The organism is Salinicola halophyticus, assembly GCF_003206695.1.
GTDB classification, from domain to species: domain Bacteria; phylum Pseudomonadota; class Gammaproteobacteria; order Pseudomonadales; family Halomonadaceae; genus Salinicola; species Salinicola halophyticus.
Genome location: NZ_PZJN01000014.1, coordinates 45646 through 68109 on the forward strand (window position 1 = coordinate 45646; position 22464 = coordinate 68109).

General features: G+C 62.6%; 22 protein-coding genes and 3 tRNA genes. 8 read left to right on the top strand and 17 right to left on the bottom strand.

Annotation, left to right across the window (positions count from 1 at the left end):
- Positions 1-14: 14 nt before the first annotated feature.
- Both DOM58_RS16970 and DOM58_RS16975 read right to left on the bottom strand, forming a co-directional pair.
- Positions 15-1124, bottom strand: coding sequence for a Bug family tripartite tricarboxylate transporter substrate binding protein (locus DOM58_RS16970; protein WP_245392320.1), 1110 nt, complete (start codon positions 1122-1124; stop codon positions 15-17).
- A 48-nt stretch (positions 1125-1172) separates the two neighbouring features.
- Entirely contained in the window at positions 1173-2252 is a 1080-nt protein-coding gene (locus DOM58_RS16975) for a 4-oxalomesaconate tautomerase (protein WP_110693862.1), read from the bottom strand.
- A gap of 252 nt (positions 2253-2504) precedes the next feature.
- Here DOM58_RS16975 and DOM58_RS16980 point away from each other — a divergent pair, with 252 nt between their 5' ends.
- Entirely contained in the window at positions 2505-3431 is a 927-nt protein-coding gene (locus tag DOM58_RS16980) for a LysR family transcriptional regulator (RefSeq protein WP_075563378.1), read from the top strand.
- A gap of 202 nt (positions 3432-3633) precedes the next feature.
- Here the strand turns inward: DOM58_RS16980 and DOM58_RS16985 are convergent.
- The 6 genes from DOM58_RS16985 to DOM58_RS17010 form a co-directional block, all read right to left on the bottom strand.
- Positions 3634-3709 (bottom strand) — tRNA-Thr (locus DOM58_RS16985).
- Positions 3710-3729: 20 nt separating this feature from the next.
- Positions 3730-3804: transfer RNA gene (locus DOM58_RS16990), tRNA-Gln, on the bottom strand.
- A gap of 7 nt (positions 3805-3811) precedes the next feature.
- A tRNA-Phe gene (locus tag DOM58_RS16995) sits at positions 3812-3887 on the bottom strand.
- Between the two features lie 92 nt (positions 3888-3979).
- A complete protein-coding gene (locus DOM58_RS17000) occupies positions 3980-4252 on the bottom strand; it encodes an oxidative damage protection protein (RefSeq protein WP_110693863.1) in 273 nt (90 codons plus the stop codon).
- Positions 4253-4264: 12 nt separating this feature from the next.
- The gene (gene mutY / locus DOM58_RS17005) at positions 4265-5350 is read right to left on the bottom strand and encodes an A/G-specific adenine glycosylase (protein ID WP_110693864.1); all 1086 of its coding nucleotides are present in this window, start codon (positions 5348-5350) and stop codon (positions 4265-4267) included.
- A 111-nt stretch (positions 5351-5461) separates the two neighbouring features.
- On the bottom strand, positions 5462-7897 hold the full coding sequence (locus DOM58_RS17010; RefSeq protein WP_110693865.1) for an AsmA family protein: 2436 nt from the start codon (positions 7895-7897) through the stop codon (positions 5462-5464).
- A 203-nt stretch (positions 7898-8100) separates the two neighbouring features.
- Between DOM58_RS17010 and hisB the strand changes: the two genes are divergently transcribed.
- The 4 genes from hisB to hisF all read left to right on the top strand — a co-directional run bounded on the left by hisB (position 8101) and on the right by hisF (position 11003).
- Positions 8101-8694, top strand: coding sequence for an imidazoleglycerol-phosphate dehydratase HisB (gene hisB, locus DOM58_RS17015; RefSeq protein WP_110693866.1), 594 nt, complete (start codon positions 8101-8103; stop codon positions 8692-8694).
- 40 nt (positions 8695-8734) lie between these two features.
- The gene (hisH, locus tag DOM58_RS17020) at positions 8735-9376 is read left to right on the top strand and encodes an imidazole glycerol phosphate synthase subunit HisH (protein WP_075563478.1); all 642 of its coding nucleotides are present in this window, start codon (positions 8735-8737) and stop codon (positions 9374-9376) included.
- A 71-nt stretch (positions 9377-9447) separates the two neighbouring features.
- Positions 9448-10233 carry a 1-(5-phosphoribosyl)-5-[(5-phosphoribosylamino)methylideneamino]imidazole-4-carboxamide isomerase gene (gene hisA / locus DOM58_RS17025; protein WP_110693867.1) on the top strand — a complete coding sequence of 262 codons (786 nt, stop codon included), beginning with the start codon at positions 9448-9450 and terminating at the stop codon, positions 10231-10233.
- Entirely contained in the window at positions 10230-11003 is a 774-nt protein-coding gene (hisF, locus tag DOM58_RS17030; RefSeq protein WP_075563480.1) for an imidazole glycerol phosphate synthase subunit HisF, read from the top strand. The genes hisA and hisF overlap by 4 nt, the downstream gene beginning before the upstream one ends.
- Before the next feature lie 127 nt (positions 11004-11130).
- Here hisF and DOM58_RS17035 read toward each other — a convergent pair whose 3' ends face one another.
- The 3 genes from DOM58_RS17035 to DOM58_RS17045 form a co-directional block, all read right to left on the bottom strand.
- A complete protein-coding gene (locus tag DOM58_RS17035) occupies positions 11131-11940 on the bottom strand; it encodes a DUF3298 and DUF4163 domain-containing protein (RefSeq protein ID WP_110693868.1) in 810 nt (269 codons plus the stop codon).
- A gap of 105 nt (positions 11941-12045) precedes the next feature.
- Entirely contained in the window at positions 12046-12636 is a 591-nt protein-coding gene (locus DOM58_RS17040) for a YjaG family protein (protein ID WP_110693869.1), read from the bottom strand.
- A gap of 27 nt (positions 12637-12663) precedes the next feature.
- Positions 12664-12966 (bottom strand): MGMT family protein, encoded by a 303-nt coding sequence (locus DOM58_RS17045; protein ID WP_110693870.1) that lies wholly within the window; start codon positions 12964-12966, stop codon positions 12664-12666.
- 59 nt (positions 12967-13025) lie between these two features.
- On the opposite strand from DOM58_RS17045, the gene DOM58_RS17050 reads away from it, so the two are divergent.
- Positions 13026-13697 carry a type 1 glutamine amidotransferase gene (locus DOM58_RS17050; protein WP_110693871.1) on the top strand — a complete coding sequence of 224 codons (672 nt, stop codon included), beginning with the start codon at positions 13026-13028 and terminating at the stop codon, positions 13695-13697.
- Positions 13698-13718: 21 nt separating this feature from the next.
- On the opposite strand, the gene mnmH is transcribed toward DOM58_RS17050, so the two are convergent.
- From mnmH to DOM58_RS17075, 5 genes are all read right to left on the bottom strand, one after another.
- Positions 13719-14825 carry a tRNA 2-selenouridine(34) synthase MnmH gene (mnmH, locus tag DOM58_RS17055; protein WP_110693878.1) on the bottom strand — a complete coding sequence of 369 codons (1107 nt, stop codon included), beginning with the start codon at positions 14823-14825 and terminating at the stop codon, positions 13719-13721.
- Positions 14826-14893: 68 nt separating this feature from the next.
- Complete coding sequence (gene selD / locus DOM58_RS17060) at positions 14894-15934, bottom strand: selenide, water dikinase SelD (RefSeq protein WP_110693872.1); 1041 nt, start codon at positions 15932-15934, stop codon at positions 14894-14896.
- Between the two features lie 145 nt (positions 15935-16079).
- A complete protein-coding gene (gene radA / locus DOM58_RS17065) occupies positions 16080-17459 on the bottom strand; it encodes a DNA repair protein RadA (protein WP_075563485.1) in 1380 nt (459 codons plus the stop codon).
- Between the two features lie 230 nt (positions 17460-17689).
- Positions 17690-18154, bottom strand: coding sequence for a copper resistance protein NlpE N-terminal domain-containing protein (locus DOM58_RS17070; protein WP_075563486.1), 465 nt, complete (start codon positions 18152-18154; stop codon positions 17690-17692).
- Between the two features lie 144 nt (positions 18155-18298).
- A complete protein-coding gene (locus DOM58_RS17075; protein WP_075563487.1) occupies positions 18299-19396 on the bottom strand; it encodes an alkene reductase in 1098 nt (365 codons plus the stop codon).
- Between the two features lie 229 nt (positions 19397-19625).
- On the opposite strand from DOM58_RS17075, the gene hisC reads away from it, so the two are divergent.
- Complete coding sequence (hisC, locus tag DOM58_RS17080) at positions 19626-20684, top strand: histidinol-phosphate transaminase (RefSeq protein WP_110693873.1); 1059 nt, start codon at positions 19626-19628, stop codon at positions 20682-20684.
- Between the two features lie 20 nt (positions 20685-20704).
- Here the strand turns inward: hisC and DOM58_RS17085 are convergent, their stop codons facing one another.
- Entirely contained in the window at positions 20705-21445 is a 741-nt protein-coding gene (locus DOM58_RS17085) for an SDR family NAD(P)-dependent oxidoreductase (protein WP_110693874.1), read from the bottom strand.
- A 158-nt stretch (positions 21446-21603) separates the two neighbouring features.
- Here DOM58_RS17085 and DOM58_RS17090 point away from each other — a divergent pair, with 158 nt between their 5' ends.
- Positions 21604-22128 (top strand): P-loop nucleotide/nucleoside kinase family protein, encoded by a 525-nt coding sequence (locus tag DOM58_RS17090; RefSeq protein WP_110693875.1) that lies wholly within the window; start codon positions 21604-21606, stop codon positions 22126-22128.
- Positions 22129-22464 lie beyond the last annotated feature (336 nt).

A 22464-nucleotide genomic window follows, 5' to 3' on the forward strand; every position in this document is an offset into this window, starting at 1 on the left:
CGACGACGATCCAGTTAACGCGTCACGACCCGCACGCCGTAACGATCCTTGAGCCAATCGACGACCCATTGACGGCGGGCATCGCTGAGTTCCATCGCAGACGCCAGCTGCTTGGCGGCGACCTCTCCCACGACCGGTTCATACGGTCCGACCTGCTGACGCGCTGCGGCAAGAAAGTCCTCGTTCGTCGTAAGGGCCTTGGCACTGGCGCGATAGCGCGCCAGCAGCTCGGCATCAACCTGCTTGGGAGCCAGCAGCAACTTTTGCAGGGCGTAGCCGGAGGCGAAGAACTTGTGGAAGACCTCGTAGGCAACGTCGTCTCGGCTGGCGCCGGGCCGTGCCAGATAGAGTTCCGAGAACGTGGGCAGATCGGGGAAGGCGGGGTCACGCACGATCGCGCCCTCTTCGTTCATCACGCCCAGCGAAAAAAGCGGCACGGCTTGTCCGGCTTCGACCAAAGGAGTGACGCTGCTGAAGTAGGCCGAGGTAGTCTGGAAATCGACCCCGGCCTCTCCGCGCTCGAACGCCAGGCGCCCTTCGCCACGACTGCGCATGCCGAAGACCGGCTCGACCGCCAGGCCCAACATGTCGAATGCCAGCATCACCGGCATCTCGAGCCCGGTCGGCGTCTGCATCGCGAACTTCGTCGGCTCCTCGCGCAGATTGTCGAGGATCTCGCCGGTCTCCTTGCCGAAACGCGGCTGGACGTAGACCACGCCGCCGGTGGGGGCGGCAATGATCGGCGTCCACTTGTCGTAGTCGAAGCGGACTCGCGGATCCTGCAGCATGGCCGGGAACTGCGTGGAGGCCGAAGTGACCAGCATCTCCTCGCCACTGGGCTGAGCGCGGGTATAGAAAAGATTGGTACCGGTGATCGAACCGCCCCCGGGAACGTTGTCGATGACGATGGCAGGATGCTGGGGCAGAGACTGCGCCATCCAGTGCGACATGAAGCGTGCCCAGACATCGGTGCCCCCGCCGACGCCGAACGGCACGGTCCAGGTCAGCGTGTCGGGCATGGGCTGGCTATCGTCGGCTTCGGCAAATAACGGTAACAGCGCCAGCGCACAGGCGATCCACCAGCGCCGGCAAGGCATTCGCGAGAGTTTCGGCTTGGCGTGCATATCCTCTCCTTCTCTTGGTTTTATGTTGGATGGGCGTTTCTGACGCCTTCAGCCGGCGGCGTCCAGCTCGAGCGTTTCCGGGACGAACACCGAACCACTGAACAGTCGACGGGCGGTGCGCACCAACGAGCAGCGCGGCCATTGCTGCCCAGCGGGCCAATGGCTGACGACGCCCAACCGGCCGCTCGGATGCTCGAGCTCCAGCAGCCCGCTGTCGTCCGACACGCCAGCGAGACCGTCGGTAATCCCGCGAGCGTCGGCGCATGCCACGGCGAGACCCACGGCGCCGGTGATGGCGAGCGCGCGATGACAACGATGCGGCATGAAATAGCGCACCTGCAGAATACCGCCTGCTTGCGGTGCACTGATCAGGACAGGTTTGGGAATCACCTTGTCGGCGACATCGCCCAGACCCATGGCGGCTCCGGCCTGTCGCCGGATCGACTCCAGCCTGGCCATCAGCTCGCGATCTCCATCGAGTTCGGCCGGCGACTCATCACCCCGTTTGCCGAGATCCGTTGCCCGCATCAGAACCATGGGCATGGCGGCGTCGATACAGGTCACCTCGACGCCGTCGATGACGTCTCGTGGATGACCGGTGGGATAGAGTTCGCCGGTCTTCGCTCCCACGGCGTTGCGAAATTCCAGCAACACCGGCGCAGCCATGCCGGGGACGCCGTCAATACGCGTCTCGCCGACGTAAGTGACCCGCCCGTCCGGCGTCTGGATATCGGCGTCGATGATGCTCTGGGTGTTGACGTTATGGATCGTGACCCGCGTGACGTTACCCTGCGCTGCTACCAGCCCCTGCTCGATGGCGAAGGGGCCGACAGCGCTCAGCATGTTGCCGCAATTAGGAGAGGTATCCACGCGCCGCTCTTCGACCATGACCTGGACGAACAGATAATCCACGTCGATACCGGGTTCTGACGAGGGCGATACGATGGCGACCTTACTGGTTTGCGGATAACCGCCGCCAATGCCGTCCACCTCCAGCTCATTGCCCGATCCCATCAGCGCCAGCAACATCTCGTCGCGCTGCGCCGGATCCCGGGGCAGGTCGCTACCCAAAAATACCGGACCCTTCGAAGTACCGCCGCGCATCAATACACAGGGGATGGCTTGCATAGATCGTTCCTTCCATGTTTCGGCCAACCCGCGGCCACTGGTGGAGGGCAAACTCGCATGCTTGTATCGAGCGATCCAATGCAATTATCGTGACGATTAATGCACCAAACACATCAATAGACTCAAGATAGTCAAGCCATTGATAGTCATGAAAAAACGGAGTCAGCCGATGAGCTTTCTCGAGGCGTCGATCACGGCGGCATTAGACCAATGAACTATAAGTTTTGAGCTATGAACCATGAGTTTTAAGTCATGAACTATGAGCTGCAGCAGATTCAGGCGTTCCTCAAGGTGGCGGAACTGGAGAGTTTTCAGGCGGCAGCGCAGTCGCTGAATCTCTCCCAGCCGGCCCTGAGTCGCCGCATCAAGAAGCTGGAATCCATTCTGGGAACGCCGCTGCTGGCACGCACGACCCGCAGCGTTTCGCTCACCACCGTCGGACGCGACTTCTTCCCTCAAGCCAAACGCCTGGTGGATGAATTCGACCACGCGCTTTTCAACATCCGCGCGCTGGCCGAAAACCGGATTGGCCAAATTACGCTAGCCTGCATCCCCACCGCCGCGTTCTATTTCCTGCCGGCTGTCATCCGGGAGTACAACGCCCGCTATCCCAATATCCGCATTCGCCTTCTCGACCTGAGCGCGAACGATGGGCTCGGTGCCGTGCTCAGTGGCGAGGCCGAATTCGGCATCAACATGCTCAGCGGGCACCATCCCGATATCATCTTCACACCGTTGGTGGTGGAACCCTTTGTGCTGGTGTGCCGGCACGACCATCCGCTGGCGGCGCATGACAGCGTCACCTGGAGCGAGCTCAGCACGCATAAGCTGATCGGGGTGGGAAAGATGAGCGGCAACCGGATGCTGCTGGACCATGAACTCTCGTCGCTGACCCAGCGACCGACCTGGTTCTACGAGGTTCAGCATCTGTCGACCTCGCTGGGGATGGTCGAAGCCGGACTGGGCGTTGCGGCGGTCCCCAGATTATCGATGCCCGATCAGGAACACCCGCTGCTGGTTCAGCGCCCCCTAGTCGAGCCGCTGGTAAAACGAACTCTGGGCATGGTGAGACGCCGCGATAGCGCCCTCTCACCGGCCGCGGAACGCTTCGTCGAAACGCTGCTGAAACATTGGGACAAGAGCGGCGCTGAAGGCGGCGCCGGACCAATCAATTTGTAGCGATCCAGGCATCGGCACGACCTGGTCCGCTTGGAAGCTGTGACCGCCGCCAAGCGATAATATGGCGACGGCGTCTATTAGGCGGGGCAGAAAATCTTGGGCATGGGCCAATATGGACACTTAATGGACACGCACAAAAAAACCGCCAAGTTGGCGGTCTCTTGTAAGGCCAAAAAAGCCTTTCAAATCAATCTCTAAGCTCTGGTGCCGACACCAGGAGTCGAACCCGGGACCTACTGATTACAAGTCAGTTGCTCTACCAACTGAGCTATGTCGGCGAGCATAGAGACGTTAGCGATGGCTGGGGCAGCAGGATTCGAACCTGCGCATACCGCTACCAAAAAGCGGTGCCTTACCACTTGGCGATGCCCCAGCATTGATGGTGGCCAGAGACGGAATCGAACCGCCGACACGGGGATTTTCAATCCCCTGCTCTACCGACTGAGCTATCTGGCCTTCGCCAACGGGGACGCATTTAACCAGCAAGCCGTTTGGGGGTCAAGCCTTTTTATTTCAAAAAGATGAGTTCCTTTCGCGACATCGAAAAATCACTGGCTGGGCGGTACGTAGCCCTCGGCGTGATCGGTTTCTTCATTGTCGAAAAAACGGTTCATCTGGGCCATCAGATACGCCCGTGATTCCGGGTCCAGCATGTTGAGATGCTTCTCGTTGATCAGCCGTGTCTGTTGGGCCTGCCACTCCTCCCAGGCGCGCCTGGAGACGGTCTGCTGGATTTCCTGGCCCTTGGGGCCGGGCAGCGGCGGGAACGCCAGAGCTTCGAGCTCCTGCTGGTATTTACGGCAGAATACGGTCTGCACCATGTAAACCTCCTGTCATGCGTTGAGTGCGTGGGTCTGGGCCAGTGTCGCCAACAGGGTTTTGACCGGCGCGGCCAGGCCGACGTTGGCGGGCTCGGCGGGGTCGACCCATTGGCGATTCGATTCCGCCACGGCGGTAACGGCGTTCTGATCCGGAAGCCGCGCAGGCCGGGGCGTGATCTCCAGCCGGAAATGGGTGAATGTGTGGGTGAACGGTCGCCAGGCGGATTCGAGGTGGACGCCCCGACAGTGCCGTTCCAGCCACTCGTGCAGCTCATCGTCGCCATCGAACTGCGGAAAGCCCCACAGGCCGCCCCACAGGCCGCTGGGCGGGCGTCTTTCGAGCAGCACCCGTCCAGCGTCGTCCCGCAACAGTAACATCTGAGTCTGGCGCGTCGGCAACTCGCGCTTGGGCTTGGAGCCGGGGTAGCGGCGCTCCTCGCCCTGGGCGTGCGCCACGCAGACATCCTCGAACGGGCACAGCAGGCAGCTCGGCTTGCCGCGCGTGCAGATCATGGCGCCGAGATCCATCATCGCCTGGGTGTAATCGGGCAGCCGCTCTTCCGGGGTATAGCGCTCCGCCAACTCCCACAGCCTTGCCAGGACGTCGCTCCTGCCCGGCCAGCCGTCCACCGCATGCAGGCGAGCCAGCACGCGCTTGACGTTGCCATCGAGAATCGCGGCCCGCTGGCCGGTACTGATGCTGACGATCGCGCCGGCCGTGGAGCGCCCGATCCCCGGCAAGGCGGTCATCGCCTCGAGATCGTGGGTCGGGAACTCGCCATCGTGCTCGTCCACGACGACCTTGGCGGCCTTGTGCAGGTTACGCGCCCGGGCGTAGTAACCGAGCCCGGTCCACAGGTGCAGCACATCATCCTGGGGCGCATCCGCCAGCGTTTGAACATCCGGGAATCGCGTCATGAAACGTTCGAAATAGGGGATGACGGTAGTGACCTGGGTCTGCTGCAGCATGATCTCCGACACCCAGACCCGATAAGCCGTCTTGTCGTACTGCCATGGCAACGACTTGCGCCCGTGAGCGTCGAACCAGTCGAACACGCGCTGACGAAAGGCCTCGGCCGAGAGCGCTATTTCTGCCAAACGACACCTCTTGTGAATGATGGGACTCAGCGAAAAATCTGGGTGAGGAAACCGAATCGAATAAAACGGCGCCGACATTGCGTCGGCGCCGAGACTGGCCTTTGCCCGGGTTTACTGGAATAGATCGCGAATCTTGTTACCGATCTTTTCGGAAGCGCCCTCTCCCAGCTTGTCGTCGATCTTCTGGCGGGTCTCGTCGTCGAGCTGCTTGTCGAGCTCCTCGTCGACGCGTTCACCGGCCTTGCGCTTGGCCTCATCCTTGGCGAGCTCGCCGAGCGAACTCTGGAACGCCTCGCGGTCGAATCCGCACCACTGGCCCGGTGCATCGTTCAGACTGCCCTGACAGCGGATCGGGAAGTCGACCTTGGCCAGCCGCGGGTTGACCCCGCAGGCCGCCTCGTCGGCGGTATCGGTAAAGCGCGCCGCGGCACGGTAGTCGAGACGATTGGTCACCAGATTGACGTCGCCCTTGCCGGTCACGTCGATGCCCGGAATGGCGATGTCGAGATCGTCGTTGTGTACCACGCCGTTGTCGATCGTCACGCTGGCCTGCAGGCGGTCGAAGGCGGTGTCCTCGCTCCATTCGCGGGTCGATTCACGGCCTTCCAGGGTCGCCACGGCCGTGCACAGCTGACGCGACACATTGACGTCGAGCATCGCGCCGTCATCGATCCGCAGCGCGGCCTGACCGTCGAGGTTCTGTTTGAGCCCTTCGACAGTGTTGGTGCGGGAATCGAAGTCGCCCTGCAGGTTGAGCTTGCCGCGCAGCGGCGACGTCTTGCCGCTGAAGCCCTGATACAGTGGCGCGATATCGACACTGTTCATGCGTTCGGTGAAGGAGAGCTTGATCGGCGGCTGACGCAGGTCCAGGGCGCTGGAAGCCTGCAGCGAGCCGTCGTAGAGGCTGGCGCTGAGGGAATCGATGCGCTGGCGCCCGCCGCTGCCGCTGGTGGCCAGTTCGACACCGCTCAGGTCGATGCCCTTGACCTTGAGAGAGTCGAGCGTCAGGTGCCCCTCCTGCTTGAGCCCCGCCAGCCAATCGACGGGCAGCAGCTCGGCTCCCTCCGCTGCCGCCAGTGCCGGCGCGATGCCGAGCGTCGAGAGCCAGGCGGTGTTCTTGGCGTCGTCACTCTGCACACTCTCGCCGGCATCCTGCGCCCGCGGCGCCAGATAACGGTCCAGATCGAGCTTGTCTCCGGCAAGGTCGAAATTCAGCGCCTGACCGTCGAACGCGGCGCCCAGCGAGCCACGCAGCTGCGTGTCGTCCAGCGTCATCTGCAGATCGTCGAAATCGATGTGCTGCGCGTCGCCGGAAAACGGCCCGCTCATCGAGAATGCGGTAAGCACCTTGTCGTCGGCGCTTTTCACGGCGACGCCGAATCGGGTCAGCCAGTCTCGAATCGACAGCGGCGCCAGCTCCATTCGTCCCTGATAGCGAGGCGCGTCGTCCAGCTGCGTAATATTCACGCTGCCGTCGAGATCCAGGCCATCGTCTCCGCTCAGGGAAACGTCGTTGAGCGTGGCGGTCTGGGCCTCGAGATCGGCCACGGCATTGCCCTGCAGATCCAGCGAAAGCGGCGTTTCCTGCATGGCGGAGTGGTAGAGCGAAGCACCGAGCTTGATCCCGTCGGCGCGGTACTGCTTCGCCTGGGTATCGGCGACGAGCGTGGCGACCTTCAGGTTGAGCGTCTGCGCCTGCTCGGCCAGCGCCGGCATCTGAGCCTTGCCATCGAGCGTCACGTTCTCGAAGGAGTAACGCTTGGCGCCGAGATCCATGCGCATCTGGCTCTTGAACTGCACATTGCCGTTGAGGTCCGGCTGGCGCCCGTCGACATCGAACGAGAGCTGCACCGGGAACGACGATTGCGGGCTGACGTTGCGGCTCTGCAGGCCGAGGTTGGACAGGGTGATATCCAGCGACTTCTGGCGGTCGACGTAATTCACCTGGCTGTTGGAGACCTGGATACTGGCGATGTCGAACGCCACCGCCTGATCGTCGCCCTGTTTCAGGCCCGGGCCCTTTTTCTCCGATTTCGCTGGCGCGGATTTCTCCGCCAGCGCCGGCTTTTCCGTCTGGGCTGGCTGTTCCGTCGGCGCTTCGGCGGTCGAGCCGTCAGCGTTGTCGTTCTCGGCCAGCCGATCCAGCAGCGCTTGCCAGTTGCCCTGGCCCTTTGCATCGCGGGCCAGATTGAGACGCATGCCGTCGAGAATCAGGCCGTCGATGGAGACGTCTCCAGTCAGCAACGGCGTAAAAGCCACGCTGACTTCAGCGTTGTCGAAGCCGACAAAAGGCGCGTCGTCGTCCGGGGACTGGGCGGGGAGCCAGGCCTCGGCATCCTTGACGCTGACGCCGATGCGCGGATAGAAAGACCACGACAGCGGCCCGTCGAGGCGCAGCTCGAGGCCGCTTTGATTGCGAACCGCCTCGATCAGGCGCGGCTTGAGGTCATTCGGGTCGAAGAACGTGGTGATATAAACCACCGCCACCACGACAAGAATCCCCAGCACCCCGACTGCCGCCAGCAACGCTCTGAACAGCCCCTTCATTCGAATCCTCCCTGTGCGCGGCCATCGACAGCCACCTGCGGACGGCAAGTGGTGCACGCCAGCATCTTGAAGCGACCATTTAGACCGGACCCGATGGCGATACGATGATGGCCGCTCGATAAACGCTGCCATTGTAGCGGATGCCGGGCCCGATTCACTATAATGGCGGATTCTCGCCAACCGTATCGGGAGACTCCCCCCGCATGTCCGAGCGCATTGCCACGGTGTCACGCAACACCAACGAGACCCAGATCACGGTCACGGTAAACCTGGACGGCAGCGGCCGCCTGGATTGCCAGACCGGCGTTCCCTTCCTCGATCACATGCTGGATCAGGTGGCTCGCCACGGCATGCTCGATCTGACGATCGACGCCAAGGGCGATCTCGAGATCGACGAGCACCATACCGTCGAGGATCTCGGCATCACGCTCGGCCAGGCATTCGCCCAGGCGATCGGCGACAAGCGTGGTATCCGTCGTTACGGCCATGCCTATGTGCCGCTCGACGAAGCGCTGTCCCGCGTGGTGATCGATTTCTCCGGCCGGTCCGGCCTGTTCATGGATGTCGAATTCACCCGGGCGACGATCGGTCGACTGGATACCCAGTTGTTCTGGGAGTTCTTCCAGGGCTTCGTCAACCACGCCCAGGTCACGCTGCATATCGACAACCTCAAGGGCTTCAACGCTCACCATCAGGCGGAAACCATCTTCAAGGCATTCGGTCGCGCACTGCGCGCCGCGGTCGAGGAAGACCCGCGCATGGCCGGCCAGATGCCGTCGACCAAAGGCAGTCTGTGATACCGTCCATCGATACCACCGAATCAGCGAGGGAACCGCAATGACGATCGCCGTGATCGATTACGGAATGGGCAACCTGCACTCCGTGGCCAAGGCGCTCGAGCACGTCACCCATGAAAACGTCATGGTGACCCGCGATCCGCGTTCGATTCGCGGTGCCTCGCGCCTGGTACTGCCCGGACAGGGCGCGATTCGCGACTGCATGGGCGAATTGCAGCGCACCGAACTCGAAGGCCTGGTCAAGGATTTGCTCGAAGAGCAGGCCAAGCCGCTGCTGGGTATCTGCGTCGGTCAGCAGATGCTGTTCGATCGCAGCGAGGAGAACGGCGGTGTCGACTGCCTGAGCTTTCTCCCCGGCAAGGTACGTCGTTTCGGGCATAAGCTGACCACGCCCGAGGGCGAGCGCCTCAAGGTGCCGCACATGGGCTGGAATCGAGTGACGCAGCATCACCAACATCCGCTCTGGAATGGTATCGAGGACGGCGCGCGGTTCTACTTCGTGCACAGCTACTACGTCGAAGCCGACAATGACCAGGATGTCTTCGGGTCGACCGAATACGCCGGCATCGACGCCCATGTGGTCACCGGTCGCGGTACCGTCTTCGCCGTCCAGTTCCATCCGGAGAAGAGCGCCAAGGACGGCCTGCAATTGCTGGAAAATTTCGTCAACTGGGCGCCCTAGGCATCATCCGAAAAGTGGCTGCCGCGCCGGCTTTTCAGACGGCACCTGACTGACTCAAAGGACTCGAAACCATGCTGGTAATTCCCGCCATCGATCTCAAGGACGGCCAGTGCGTGCGCCTCAAGCAGGGCCGCATGGACGACGCCACGTCCTACGGCGACGACCCGGTGGCGATGGCCGCACGCTGGGTCGAGGCCGGCGCGCGTCGGCTGCATCTGGTCGATCTCAATGGCGCCTTCGAGGGCAAGCCGGTCAATGGCGAAGCCGTTACCGCCATCGCCCGCGCCTTCCCGGATCTGCCGATCCAAATCGGCGGCGGTATCCGTAGCGCGGAGACCATCGAGCACTATCTCGCCGCCGGCGTCAGCTACGTGATCATCGGCACCAAGGCGGTCAAGGAGCCGGATTTCGTTGGAGAGATGTGTCGCCGGTTTCCCGGTCACGTGATCGTCGGCCTGGATGCCCGCGACGGCTTCGTCGCTACCGATGGCTGGGCCGAGGTCTCGACGGTCAAGGCCGTGGATCTGGCCAGGCGCTTTGCCGACGATGGCGTCTCCTCGATCGTCTACACCGACATTGCCCGCGACGGCATGATGCAGGGCGTCAACGTCGAGGCCACCGCACAGCTCGCCCGTGACGGCGGTCTGCCGGTGATCGCCTCCGGCGGCGTGACCGACCTGGAGGATATCCGCGCGCTGGCCCAAGTTGCCGACAGCGGCATCATCGGTGCCATCACCGGCCGTGCCATCTACGAAGGCTCGCTCGATGTGGCCGAGGCTCAGGCGCTAAGCGATTCGATTCGGGGCGATTCGATCCGGGCCGACCGGATTGGCGCCGCCAAGGGAGATGTCTCATGACACTGGCCAAACGCATCATCCCGTGTCTCGACGTCGACGCCGGCCGCGTGGTCAAGGGCGTCAATTTCGTCGGAATCCGCGACGCCGGCGACCCGGTCGAGATCGCCAAGCGCTACAACCAGCAGGGCGCCGACGAGATCACCTTTCTCGACATTACCGCCAGCCACGAAGACCGCGATACCACGGTCGAGATGGTCGAGCGCATCGCCGGCGAGGTGTTCATCCCGCTGACCGTGGGCGGCGGCATTCGTCGCTGCGAGGATATCCGCACCATGCTCAATGCCGGGGCGGACAAGGTCTCGATCAATACCGCCGCCGTCACCAATCCGGACTTCGTGCGCGAAGCCGCCGAGCGCTTCGGCAGCCAGTGCATCGTCGTTGCCATCGACGCCAAGAAGGTCAGCGCCGAGGGCGAACCGCCGCGCTGGGAGATCTTCACCCACGGCGGGCGACGTCCCACCGGGCTGGATGCGGTGGACTGGGCGCGCAAGATGGTCGAGTACGGCGCCGGCGAGCTGCTGCTGACCAGCATGGACCGCGACGGCACCAAGGTGGGGTTCGATCTCGGCGTGACCCGCGCGATCAGCGATGCGGTCGAGGTGCCGGTGATCGCTTCCGGCGGCGTCGGCAATCTCGATCATCTGGTGGCCGGGGTCAAGGAAGGCGGTGCCGATGCGGTCCTCGCCGCCAGCATCTTCCACTTCGGTGAATACACGATTCCCGACGCCAAGCGTTACATGGCCGAACATGGCATCGAGATGCGGCTATAAAGCCGAATCCGGATGCCCGTAACCAGACCGCCGCGCCCTGTTCAAGGCGCGGCGGTCTCGTTTACGAGTCGGCAATGCCGAAAGTGCTGGCCCCCTGGGGATGGTCATACGTCACGCCAGGTGGGCATTAGGGCAAGTATTGCGGCTTCACGACCCCTTCGAGTTCCGCGTAGGGAATCATCAACGTCGGCTGGCCCACGGCGTATGGCGCCAGATCATAGACCTGATACTTGATCGCCAGACCTTCGTTCAGCGGTGCCGCGTTATCGGATGTCGTAAACGGCCACTGCAGCTGGGACAATCCGGATGCCTGATCGGTCTGGAGCCAGCGCCGGTGGGCGCGCTCGAGAGCGGCCTCATAGGCCGGACGCTGTCCCGGCAACAGCATGTCGTCAAGGTCCACGACTCGCTGTGTATTGCGCTCGATTACCATGTAGGAGGTCAACGGCATGCCGTGAGCGCCACCGCTATACAGGTAGCCATCGAGCTCGATGACCAGCAGATCATCGTGATCCGCCACCACCTCGGCCTTGAGGTCGGCTTCGAAGCCGGGCATCTCCGGGACACTCCGGCGAGCACTGCGCGAGGCCGCGAACACCTGATCGGCAAACACATCGAACGAAGTCGCCTGCCCTATGGCGTTGCCATCGGGACTATCGCTCAGCCCGCTGGCCAGCCCGAACAGGCGTCGCTCGAGTTCGGCGGAAAGTTGCGGCGAATCGGGGAAACGCAGATAAGCGGCATTGACGTTGGCGCAGTTGGCACCTTCGCAGTCGGGCTCGTGCACGCTTTTCACTACCGGCTCGGCGCGCAATGGATCATTCCCCCAGCCCGGCAGGCTCTGACAACCCGCCAACAGCACTGCAGTTCCCAGTGCTAGGGTTCCCAGCGCCAGGGTTCCCCGCATCGTGCTACTCACCGACCAGCGTCTTTGCATGTTGCTCCTCCTTGAACGTTATTCCTGCGCACCGCTCCGTGCCGCAGTCGACCTTTCTCGTCCCTCAGCGTAGCCAATTTATCCACAGCCGGTTGATACGAAGGGTCAGTCGAGACTTAGCCCCAGGTTACTGACTCCCTGGTTGCGGCCCAGCGCACGCAGTGCCGCAAGATCGCCGAGTCTGGGGTCGGCCTCGAGCGCTTCGAGTACCGCATCCTGAAAATCGCGCTCGTCCTGCATCAGCTCATGCTCATGAAACAACGCCTCGAGACGTTCGGCGTCCTCGCTGCCCTCGGACATCTCGATATAGGCGCGTACCCCGTTGCGCGAAACGCGGCTGACCTCCAACGCCGCCTCCGGCGCCTCTCCGCGCAGGGTATCGAGCAGAGTGGTCAGTGCCATGACAGTCTCCGTCGCCCGCCGCGCACCAAAGCTGTCATCGGCCTCCGGAGGCTCGACCTCGGCCAGCTTCTCGGCCTGCTTGTCGAAATCGATCTTCGCCGAGGGAACCTTGAGCCGCTCCCACACCAGATCCAGCACGTTGTTCACTACGCTGGGATTCCCCTGACCGCTCATGCCGGCATAGAGCGCATAGTTGGGCACCAGGCGCTCGCTCAGCGCGGCCATGAAGGCAATCTGTCGGCGCGCATCGAGCTGGCGCAGTCTGGCGTTGAAACTAGCCGTGGGCTGGGTCATGAACTCTCCATCATTCTGGCCACATCGTCATTCTGGCCACATCAAATGCGTGGGCACGCGACCACTGGCGTCGAAAACGATGCCTTCCGCGCGTAATTTATCGTGCTGGCGCTGGGCGCCGCCATGGTCCGCGATGCGTCGGCTGGCGCCGATCACCCGGTACCAGGGCAGGTCGTGCCCGCTCGGCAATTGTCGCATGGCCGTGCCGACCAGACGCGCCGTGGCACCTTCCGTCATCTGGGCGATCCGACCATAGGTAGTAACACGACCCGGCGGAATCTGCGCCACGATGGTGTAGATCTGCTCGAGGATCTGGGCCCGAATGGCCATCGCTAAAACTCCGTTTCACGCTTGTGGAGCGATCCGGTCATCCCCATGATGAACCTATCATGCATATCTATTTTCTCCAGCATAGCCCGTTGTTTGGCCCGGCCCGCATGGCGGACTGGCTCGCCGGCATGGGGCATAGCCACAATCACTGTCGACTGGACGAGGGTGAGCTGCCGCCGCCCCTGGCCAACTGCGACGCGCTGATTCTGCTTGACGCGTTCTCGCCGCCCGATGCAACGCTATTCAAGCGTGAACGCAAGCTGCTCGACCGTGCCTTGAGGAGCAACAAGCCGGTGATGGGCATCGGCTTCGGCGCGGGCCTGATTGCCGAAGCGCTCGGTTCCATCGTCTCGCCCGCGGTGCAGCCGGAGCTCGGCTGGCAGCCGCTGACACTGGCCGACGAGAGCCCCTTCGATCTGCCGGAAACCTTCGAGGCGCTGCTGTGGCACCAGGACATCTTCGGCCTGCCGGATGGCTCCCTGCCCCTGGGCAGCACTCCGGCCGGCCCGGTCCAGGGGTTCGCCTGGGATCTGGGCCGCGTCGTTGCGCTTCAGTGCCATCTCGAACTGACGGCTCGAGATAGCGCAGCGCTTCACGATCACGCTCCGCCACCGGCCGGTGAATCACCCTACGTGCAGAACCGTGACGAGATTCTGCGCGACCCGAAACGCTTCGACCGTCAGGCGGCGCTGCTGGACCGTGTCATGACCCAGTGGCTCGAAGACCGGTAATTCCGTTTCATCCAGGACCGGCTAGCCGGCGTGCTCGCGCTCCCAGTCCCGGGCCACTGCCAGGCAGCTATCCCAGTCGCCGACATGCAGCGTTGGCCGGGACTGGCCCTCGAGCTGATGACGCTCCAGCTGATGACGATACATCGGGTCGTAGTACTCCTGCAGTAGCGGTGCCAGCCAGGCGTCGTGCGCCTGCGCGTTGTTATGGCGCGAAGCCGAGAACGCGTGCTGCTGGGCCGCCAACAGCCGCGCCAGCCGCTCGCCGCCCAGGCGCTTGCCGAGCCGCTTCAATGCGCCGGAAAGCTGCTTGCGAAACAGCACCTCGCCCAGATGCGGGCCGTAATCGCGATGGTAGATCGTGCTCAGATCCTCGATGTAATCCTTGCGGATCTGCTCGAGGCGCCACTCCAGCGGCATCTCCACACGGATACAGGGCGCGGCCTTCATCGACTGCCAGAAAGTGGCCGGGATCGCCAGACGACCGATGCGTTGCGACTCGTCCTCGACCACGCGCGCCCGCGGCAGCCGCATCAGATCCAACGTCAGGCCGTGTTCGAAATCGATCTGCGACGGGCCAACCATCGGATGCTGACCGAAGGCCGAGCCCTTGTGACGTGCGTGCCCTTCCAGATCGACACCGGCATCGAGCGAGTTGATCAAAGCCGTCTTGGCACAGCCAGTGAGGCCGGCGACCAGCAGCAGGGGCGCCTGACTATGGGCTTCGAGCGCCTCGATCAGCCGGTTGCGCATCGCCTTCCAGCCGCCACGAATTCGTGGCAGCGAATAACCCCGTTCGGCGAGCCACTGCTGCGAGATCTTCGAGCGCATGCCACCTCGAAAGCAGTAGATCACGCTATCCGGCGCCGCCGCGATCGCCTGCTCCCAGGCGATCAGACGCGATTCGCGATGATCGCCGGATACCAGGTCGTTGCCGAGCTCGACGGCGGAAGCCTGGCCGGCGCGCTTGTAGCGAATGCCGACCTCGCGGCGCTCGTCGTCGTTCATCAACGGCAGGTTGATCGCACCCGGCAAGGCGCCGGCCGAGAATTCGATCGGCGCTCGCACGTCGATCAACGGCCGGCCCAGCAGCGCCAGATCGGCATCGATCAGTTCATGCGGTTCTCTCACATCACCCTTCGCACCGCCCTTCGCACCGCCCTTCGCACCGCCCTTCGCACCGCTCTTTAGATCGTCTTTCAACCGCGCACCTCGATCAGGCCGGGGCCGCCGCGCTTGCTGACGCACTCGCCGAAGGCTTCCAGCTTGAGCCGGTGTTGGCGGCCGACGCGTTCGACGTCATCCGCCCAGGCCGGATCCACCGCCAGCAGCAGACCGCCGGAAGTCTGCGGATCGCACAGCCACTGCCAGTGCGCGGCGTCCATTTCCGGCAGCGCCTTGCCGATCGCCTCGCGGTTGCGCCCGGTGCCGCCGGGCACCGCGCCCTGGCGACGATAGGCTTCGGCCTCGGCGAGCTTGGGTAGCTTGGCGAAATCGACCCAGGCGTCGACGCCACTGGCCGCACACACTTCGCTCAGGTGGCCGGCCAGACCGAAACCGGTGACGTCGGTCATGGCGTGCACGCCTTGGATCTTGGCCAGTTCGACGCCGATGTCGTTGGCGATCAGCATCGTCTCGCGTGCCAGGCCGTGATGACCGGGTTTCAGCAGCCCCTGTTTTTCGGCCGTGGTCAGCAGGCCGACGCCCAGCGGTTTGGTCAGATACAGCAGGTCGCCCGGTTTGGCGCCGCTATTGAGCTTGAGATCGTCGAGATCGACCAGGCCGTTGACCGAGAGTCCGAAGATCGGCTCCGGCGCGTCGATCGAGTGGCCGCCTGCCAGGGCGACACCCAGCTCGCGACAGACGGCCTGGGCACCGGACATGACGTCGCCGGCGATTTCCGCCGGCAGCTTGTCCAGCGGCCAGCCGAGAATGCCCAGCGCCATGATCGGCTTGCCGCCCATGGCGTAGACGTCGCTGATGGCGTTGGTGGCGGCGATACGACCGAAGTCGAACGGATCGTCGACGATCGGCATGAAGAAATCGGTGGTGGAGATCAGTCCGCGACCATCGCCGAGATCGTAGACAGCGGCATCTTCACGCCCCTGGTTGCCGACGATCAGCTGCTTGCTCTGGGCGCCCGGGCCGGCCTTGGAAAGAATCCGGTCGAGCACGTCGGGGGCGATCTTGCAGCCGCAGCCGGCCCCATGGCTGTACTGCGTCAGGCGAATGGCACTCATGGTCTCGCTCCTCGTCCCATGGCTGGAAATATTACGGGTGATATCGATCATTGCCGGACAGTTTAACCGACGCGGCGGCGAGACTCAGCGCCAGCAATGGGTCGAATCGCTCTGCCGGTTGGCAGGATGCGGGGGCCGGGGGCGGTCACAGCGCTTCCAGTGCCTCGGACAGCTTGTCGACCGCGACCACTTGCATCCCCGCAGGCGCTTTCTTGGGGGCGTTGCCCCGCGGCACGATCGCGCGCGTGAAACCATGCTTGGCGGCTTCTACGATGCGTTCCTGGCCGCTGGGCACCGGGCGAATCTCGCCGGATAGCCCCACTTCGCCGAACACCACCAGTTCCCGCGGCAGCGGCCGATTCTGAAGACTGGAGACCACGGCCAGCAGCACCGCCAGATCCGCACTGGTCTCGAGCACCTTGACCCCGCCCACGACGTTGAGAAAGACATCCTGGTCGCCGGTAAACAGGCCGCCGTGCTTGTGCAGCACGGCCAGCAGCATCGCCAGGCGGTTGTGGTCGATCCCTACCGCCACGCGGCGCGGATTGCCCAGCGCGGATTCGTCGAGCAGTGCCTGCACCTCGACCAGAATCGGACGTGTGCCTTCCCACACCACCATCACCAGACTGCCCGACGCCAGCTCCTCGCTCCGCGACAGGAAGATCGCGCTGGGATTCTTGACCTCCTTGAGGCCGAGTTCGACCATCGCGAACACGCCGAGCTCGTTGATCGCACCGAAGCGGTTTTTCTGCCCGCGCAGAGTGCGAAAGCGGGAGTCGCTGCCGCCTTCGAGCAGCAGCGAGGCATCGATCATGTGCTCGAGCACCTTGGGCCCGGCCAGCGAGCCATCCTTGGTGACGTGGCCGACCAGCATCAGCACGGTATTGCTCTGCTTGGCGAAGCGCGTCAGTGCCGCCGCCGATTCCCGAACCTGAGCGACGCCGCCGGGGGCCGAACCGATATCTTCCAGATGCATGGTCTGAATGGAGTCGATGATCAGCACCTCGGGGCGCTCGCGCTCTGCCACGGCCAGCAGCGTTTCGATGCTGGTCTCAGCGAGCATCTTGAGCCCTTGCGTCGGCAGCTGCAGGCGGTGAGCGCGCATCGCTACCTGAGAGAGCGACTCTTCACCGGTGACATAGAGGACACGCTTGCTCTGGGCCAGACGGCAGGCGGTCTGCAGCAGCAGCGTCGACTTGCCGGCGCCGGGATGGCCGCCCAGCAGGACCGCCGAGCCGGGCACCAGGCCGCCGCCGAGTACGCGATCGAACTCCTCGAACGTGGAGCTGAAACGCGGCACCTCGGTGAGATCGACGCCGGAAAGATCGACCACTTCCCGCGAGAGTGCGCCCGAGTAGCCGCCACGTGACCCGCCGCCGGATGTCGTCGCCGCACCGGGCCGGGCGGCGCCAAGCCGAACCTCGCTGAGGGTGTTCCATTCACGGCAGTTGCTGCACTGCCCCTGCCATTTGCTGTAATCCGCACCGCATTCGGTACAGACGAAGGCGCTTTTCGCTTTTGCCACGCGCGGCGGTCTCCCTCTGGTTCAGTAGAAGTCAGCGTGAAGCTTATGGTGCCACAGAAGGCATTTTCACGACGACGGCCGATCACTGAAGACACTTTTACGACAGGCCGTCACAACGGACCCTCTAGACAGACCATCAACGACGGACCGCCGTTGATGCCCCCTCCAACGCTTTTCTTTTGACAAAAAAAGGCGGCCAGTGGCCGCCTATCGAGTCATCGGTGTAACGCTTACTGACGGGTCAGACGCAGAGTCTCGCCATTTTCGAAACGACGGCGCTGCGGATCGATCAGCTCGAGTGTGCTGTCGTCGATCTTCTGAAAGTAGTACACCTGGCCTTCACCGTTCGGTGTCAGCTCGTAGACGGTGGCCTGAGGATCAACGGCAGTCCCCTGCATCGCGTCCCACTGACCTTCGTACTGCTCGGGGTCCGGGTTCTGCGGATGGTTCTGATAATCGGCTTCGAGGGTGAAAGTGCGCTCTGAAGCCGGCGAGGACTCCTGACCTTTGAGGTTGACGGTCAAGTCGATCCCGTCACAGCTACGGCAAGGCAGCGTACCTTCATAGGTCACGGCGTTCGACGACATCCCGGCAGAGGAATCGGCGGTGCCGGACTGCGTTTGGTTGCCACCGCTGGCACAACCGGCCAATACGGCTACCGTGGCGGCGCTGGCCAGCAACGTCCTGATCTGCATATCGGTTCTCCTTTTCACTTCTGGGCCATACAGGCCGCCTCGGCGGCCACGTGATTACAGGATAGCGTTAAGTCTCCCTCGTGACACCATCTCGCGTGACATCCCATTCGGACGCCGTCGCTCAGGCTGCCACGGGAAAGCGACTCAATCCAGCGTCGGATAGTCGGTATAACCTTCCGCTCCACCACCGTAGAAAGTATCCGGGTTCGGCTCGTTGAGGCCGGCATCCCTGCGGAAGCGCTCGACCAGATCCGGATTGGCGATATACGGGCGACCGAAGGCGGCGGCGTCGCCCAGGCCGTTTTCGATCAACGTCTCCGCGCGCTCGGCCGTATAGTGCCCGCAGTAGATCAGAGTGCCGGTGAAACGCTCGCGCAGATCGCGACGGAAATCATCGCTGAGCTGCGGACCTTCGCCGGTCCAGTCAGGTTCGTTGATATGCAGATAGGCGATCTTGCGGCGACCCAGTTCGTCGGCGAGATAGCGCATCATCTCTTGCGGCTCGTCATCCGACAGCCCGAATATCTCGATGAACGGCGATAGCCGTACGCCGACACGGCCCTCGCCCATTTCCGCCGTCACGGCGTCGACGACTTCCAGCAGCAGCCGGGCGCGGTTGACCACGCTGCCACCGTAGCGATCGGTACGCTGATTGCTGCCGGTAGCCAGGAACTGCTGCAGCAGATAAGCGTTGGCGGCGTGGACCTCGACCATGTCGAAACCGGCGCGTTTGGAGCGCTTGGCTGCCTGGCGGTAATCGTCGATTAGCGCCGGAATCTCGTCGAGCTCCAGCGCACGCGGCGTGCTGGTCGGATGCTGGCCGGAACTGCCGTCTTCGAACTCGACGAAGCAGTTGGCGCCTTCGGCACGCAGCGCGCTGGGCGCGACCGGCGCCTGGCCCTCCGGCTGCACCATCTCGTGCGAGATGCGCCCGACGTGCCACAGCTGAAGGGCAATCTTGCCATTGGCATCGTGAACGGCGTCGACGACCTGGCGCCAGCCGGCTTCCTGGGCGTCGGTCCAGATCCCCGGCGTGTAGACATAGCCCCGCGCGGTCGGCGAGATATTGGTCGCTTCGCTGATGATCAGCCCCGAGTTGGCTCGCTGGGCATAGTATTCGGCCTGCAGGGCACCGGGCACGCTGTCCGGCGTACGGGCACGGGTCAGCGGCGCCATCAGTACGCGATTGGAGAGTTCGACATCCCCGACAGTGATAGGCGAAAGCAGCTTGTCGTGAGCCATGAAAGTCCTTAACGGTAGTCGTGTTGATCGGATACTCCATAGATGGAGACCGTTAGAGCACTAATCAACCCGAAGGCCCACATCGGCGGAGATGACACGACGCAGACGCCAGGTCGCACGCGGCGCTCCGGCGCCCGGACTTCTTGCGCGGGACCTGGCCAGAGGTCACTATGAGGGCTGCCCTGCCACGCGCATCCAGCCTCTATCAATAACGTGTCCGCGAGAGATCATGAGTCAATTCTGGAGCCCCGCCGTTCGTGCCCTGACACCCTACGTACCGGGAGAGCAGCCGCGCGAAAAGCTGATCAAGCTCAATACCAACGAGAACCCCTATCCACCGTCTCCGGCCGTCGAGCGGGTACTGCAGCAGTTCGCCGTGGACCATCTACGCCGCTATCCGGATCCGGAGTCGCTGGCCCTGCGGGAAGCGCTGGCGAAAACGCATGATGTCGAGCCGGAGCAGGTCTTCGTCGGTAACGGTTCCGATGAGGTCCTGGCGTTGGCATTTCAGACGTTCTTCTGTCAGCCGAAGCCGCTGTTGATGCCGGCCATCAGCTATAGTTTCTATCCGGTCTACTGCAAGCTCTACGATATCGCCTATCGTACCGTGGCACTTGATGACCGCTGGCAGATCGCGCTGGAGGCCTTCGATGTCGATAACGGCGGTGTGGTGTTCGCCAACCCCAATGCCCCTACCGGTCACGGTCATCCGCGCCAGGCGATTGCCCGATTGCTGGCGCGAATTACCGATAGTGTCGTGCTGGTCGACGAGGCCTATGTCGATTTTGGCGGCGAAAGTGCCGTACCGCTGATCAATGACCACCCCAACCTTCTGGTCACCGGCACCTTCTCGAAAGGTCGCAGTCTGGCGGGGCTGCGGGTGGGATATGCGATCGGCTCGCGTGAACTCATCGAAGGGTTGGAGCGGGTGAAAAACTCGTTCAACTCCTACCCGATCGACATGCTGGCCAGCGAAGTAGCCATCGCATCGCTGGAAGATGACGACCATTTCCAGGCCTGCTGCAGACAGGTCATCACCACTCGCGAGTGGACGCGGCATCAGCTCGAATCGCTGGGCTTCGAAGTCTTGCCGTCGCAGACCAACTTCCTGTTCGTTCGTCACAGCCAATACAGTGGCGCCAGCCTGTTCAGCGGTCTGCGCGAACGCGGCATTGTGGTGAGGCATTTCAACAGGGACGGACTCAGCGACTTCCTGCGTATTTCGATCGGCACCGATGACGAGATGAACAGTTTGATCGAAGCCCTGCAGGTCATGCAGTCGGCGTGATGGCCACAAGGCCGGTACCGTCAAAACGGTATCGGCTTTCCTGCCCAATCCCAGAAACTCCCGCTCTCCTCGGCGCGACGACCGTTCATCACCGCCAATAAACGCTCTGCCACGAAATCTGACGTGAAAAGCTTGCCTTCCGGAACCCTGCTCTGAAAAGGCTGGGACAGGCCGGTATCGGTCGTTCCGGGATGCAGGCTGAGTACGATCGCCTGCCGGTTGTAGCGCGCCAGCTCAATGGCGGCCGTACGCAAGAACATGTTGTGTGCCGCCTTGCTGGCTCGATAGCCATACCACCCACCTAGTGCGTTATCGCCGATCGAACCCACCCTGGCCGAGAGGCTGGCAATGATGGCGGGATGGCGACCCTTGAGGGAATTGACTAACGTCTGAATCAGCAGAACCGGCGTAATGGCATTGACGTTGAAGAGTGTCGCCAGTGCCCCGGCATCGAGGTCTTCGAGTCGCTTTTCCGGCGAGATGCCCTCCCGCTCGTCGTGAAGCAGGCCTATGGCGTTGAACAGCAGGTGGGTAGGGGCGCCATCCACTTTGTCCCGCAGCAGCTCGCGACCCTCGTCGGTCGTGACATCGGCTTTCAAGCTTTCGACTCTAGCATCGTCAATCTCGAGGCTCTGACGTGAAACCGCAATGACACGCCCCGGACGATCACTCTTCAACAGCTGATTCAGCACGGCCTGACCAATTCCACCCCCGGCACCGGTAATCACGGCGGTGAATCCATCGGGTAGCGTTTGCAGCATGGCTTGCTCCTCGTCTGAAGATGAGTTCCTCGGTACGGCAAGAAGGCTAGTTCATGAGGCTATGAGATGTTTCACCTAAGACTTACTTCGTCAAATGGCTTGAAAGATCACGACCACCAGTGCCGCTTTGATAGCACAGATTTCACAAGGATATGGAGATGCTGATTATTTTGGGAGGGCTACCTGGCGTCGGGAAAACCACCGTAGCAAGAAGGGCTGCAGAGTCACTCTTCGCCACCCATCTTCGTATCGATACTATCGAACAGGCTGTCTGGGATGCCAACGTAAGCCCCAATGATGACTTAAAGCCAGTGGGGTATATGGTGGCCAGTCGCTTGGCAACGGATAACCTGCGCCTAGGCCGCATTGTCATCGGCGATGCGGTTAATTCCATCGAGGAAACTCGGCAGGCTTGGCGTCGTGCGGCCGACTTAGCAAATGTGGAATTCGTGCAGATTGAGCTCTTCTGCTCGGATGAAGCGACGCATCGAAATCGCATTGCAAGCCGCGAAAGTGATATTGAGAACCTGGAATTGCCCGACTGGGCCAAGGTCAAAGCTCGCCATTACGAGCCTTGGAAGAATGTTGACCTGATAATTGATACCTCGCAGTCAGATATCGAAACAGCGTCTCGGCAAATTATTGATCTGGTCAATATACGGCTTGGACGGCACACGGTTTAGGGCAAAGTCCTACTGTCGTCCCTCGCCCAAGGGAGGCCCTTTCAATCTCCTTATCGGTGCAGGCATAAAAAAACCCCAGCCTGTTGGCTGGGGTTTCGGATAGATGCCTGACGATACCCGGCCGGCGCTCCGGGACTCTTCATGGAGAGACCCCTAAACGCATGGGGAGCCCCTAAATAAGTGAGCCCCGACCAATGGCCGGGGTTCGGAATCAATGCGTTGTCGGCTCTGGTTTTCTTTCGGCCATAAAAAAACCCCAGCCTGCTGGCTGGGGTTTCGGATAGATGCCTGACGATGATTGGGGCGGCCATCCGTGGGCCGGCGCTCCGGGACTCT

What these genes read in the sequence shown, in the direction of transcription:
- DOM58_RS16980 (WP_075563378.1), top strand. Translation starts at nt 2,505, where the DNA reads ATGAACTATGAGCTGCAGCAGATTCAGGCGTTCCTCAAGGTGGCGGAA.
- DOM58_RS16970 (WP_245392320.1), bottom strand. Translation starts at nt 1,124, where the DNA reads ATGCACGCCAAGCCGAAACTCTCGCGAATGCCTTGCCGGCGCTGGTGG.
- DOM58_RS17070 (WP_075563486.1), bottom strand. Translation starts at nt 18,154, where the DNA reads ATGCAGATCAGGACGTTGCTGGCCAGCGCCGCCACGGTAGCCGTATTG.
- DOM58_RS17000 (WP_110693863.1), bottom strand. Translation starts at nt 4,252, where the DNA reads ATGGTGCAGACCGTATTCTGCCGTAAATACCAGCAGGAGCTCGAAGCT.
- DOM58_RS17085 (WP_110693874.1), bottom strand. Translation starts at nt 21,445, where the DNA reads ATGCTGCAAACGCTACCCGATGGATTCACCGCCGTGATTACCGGTGCC.
- hisC (WP_110693873.1), top strand. Translation starts at nt 19,626, where the DNA reads ATGAGTCAATTCTGGAGCCCCGCCGTTCGTGCCCTGACACCCTACGTA.
- DOM58_RS17050 (WP_110693871.1), top strand. Translation starts at nt 13,026, where the DNA reads ATGCATATCTATTTTCTCCAGCATAGCCCGTTGTTTGGCCCGGCCCGC.
- DOM58_RS17035 (WP_110693868.1), bottom strand. Translation starts at nt 11,940, where the DNA reads ATGCAAAGACGCTGGTCGGTGAGTAGCACGATGCGGGGAACCCTGGCG.
- DOM58_RS17040 (WP_110693869.1), bottom strand. Translation starts at nt 12,636, where the DNA reads ATGACCCAGCCCACGGCTAGTTTCAACGCCAGACTGCGCCAGCTCGAT.
- DOM58_RS16975 (WP_110693862.1), bottom strand. Translation starts at nt 2,252, where the DNA reads ATGCAAGCCATCCCCTGTGTATTGATGCGCGGCGGTACTTCGAAGGGT.
- hisF (WP_075563480.1), top strand. Translation starts at nt 10,230, where the DNA reads ATGACACTGGCCAAACGCATCATCCCGTGTCTCGACGTCGACGCCGGC.
- hisB (WP_110693866.1), top strand. Translation starts at nt 8,101, where the DNA reads ATGTCCGAGCGCATTGCCACGGTGTCACGCAACACCAACGAGACCCAG.
- hisA (WP_110693867.1), top strand. Translation starts at nt 9,448, where the DNA reads ATGCTGGTAATTCCCGCCATCGATCTCAAGGACGGCCAGTGCGTGCGC.
- DOM58_RS17010 (WP_110693865.1), bottom strand. Translation starts at nt 7,897, where the DNA reads ATGAAGGGGCTGTTCAGAGCGTTGCTGGCGGCAGTCGGGGTGCTGGGG.
- DOM58_RS17075 (WP_075563487.1), bottom strand. Translation starts at nt 19,396, where the DNA reads ATGGCTCACGACAAGCTGCTTTCGCCTATCACTGTCGGGGATGTCGAA.
- DOM58_RS17045 (WP_110693870.1), bottom strand. Translation starts at nt 12,966, where the DNA reads ATGGCCATTCGGGCCCAGATCCTCGAGCAGATCTACACCATCGTGGCG.
- selD (WP_110693872.1), bottom strand. Translation starts at nt 15,934, where the DNA reads ATGAGTGCCATTCGCCTGACGCAGTACAGCCATGGGGCCGGCTGCGGC.
- hisH (WP_075563478.1), top strand. Translation starts at nt 8,735, where the DNA reads ATGACGATCGCCGTGATCGATTACGGAATGGGCAACCTGCACTCCGTG.
- DOM58_RS17090 (WP_110693875.1), top strand. Translation starts at nt 21,604, where the DNA reads ATGCTGATTATTTTGGGAGGGCTACCTGGCGTCGGGAAAACCACCGTA.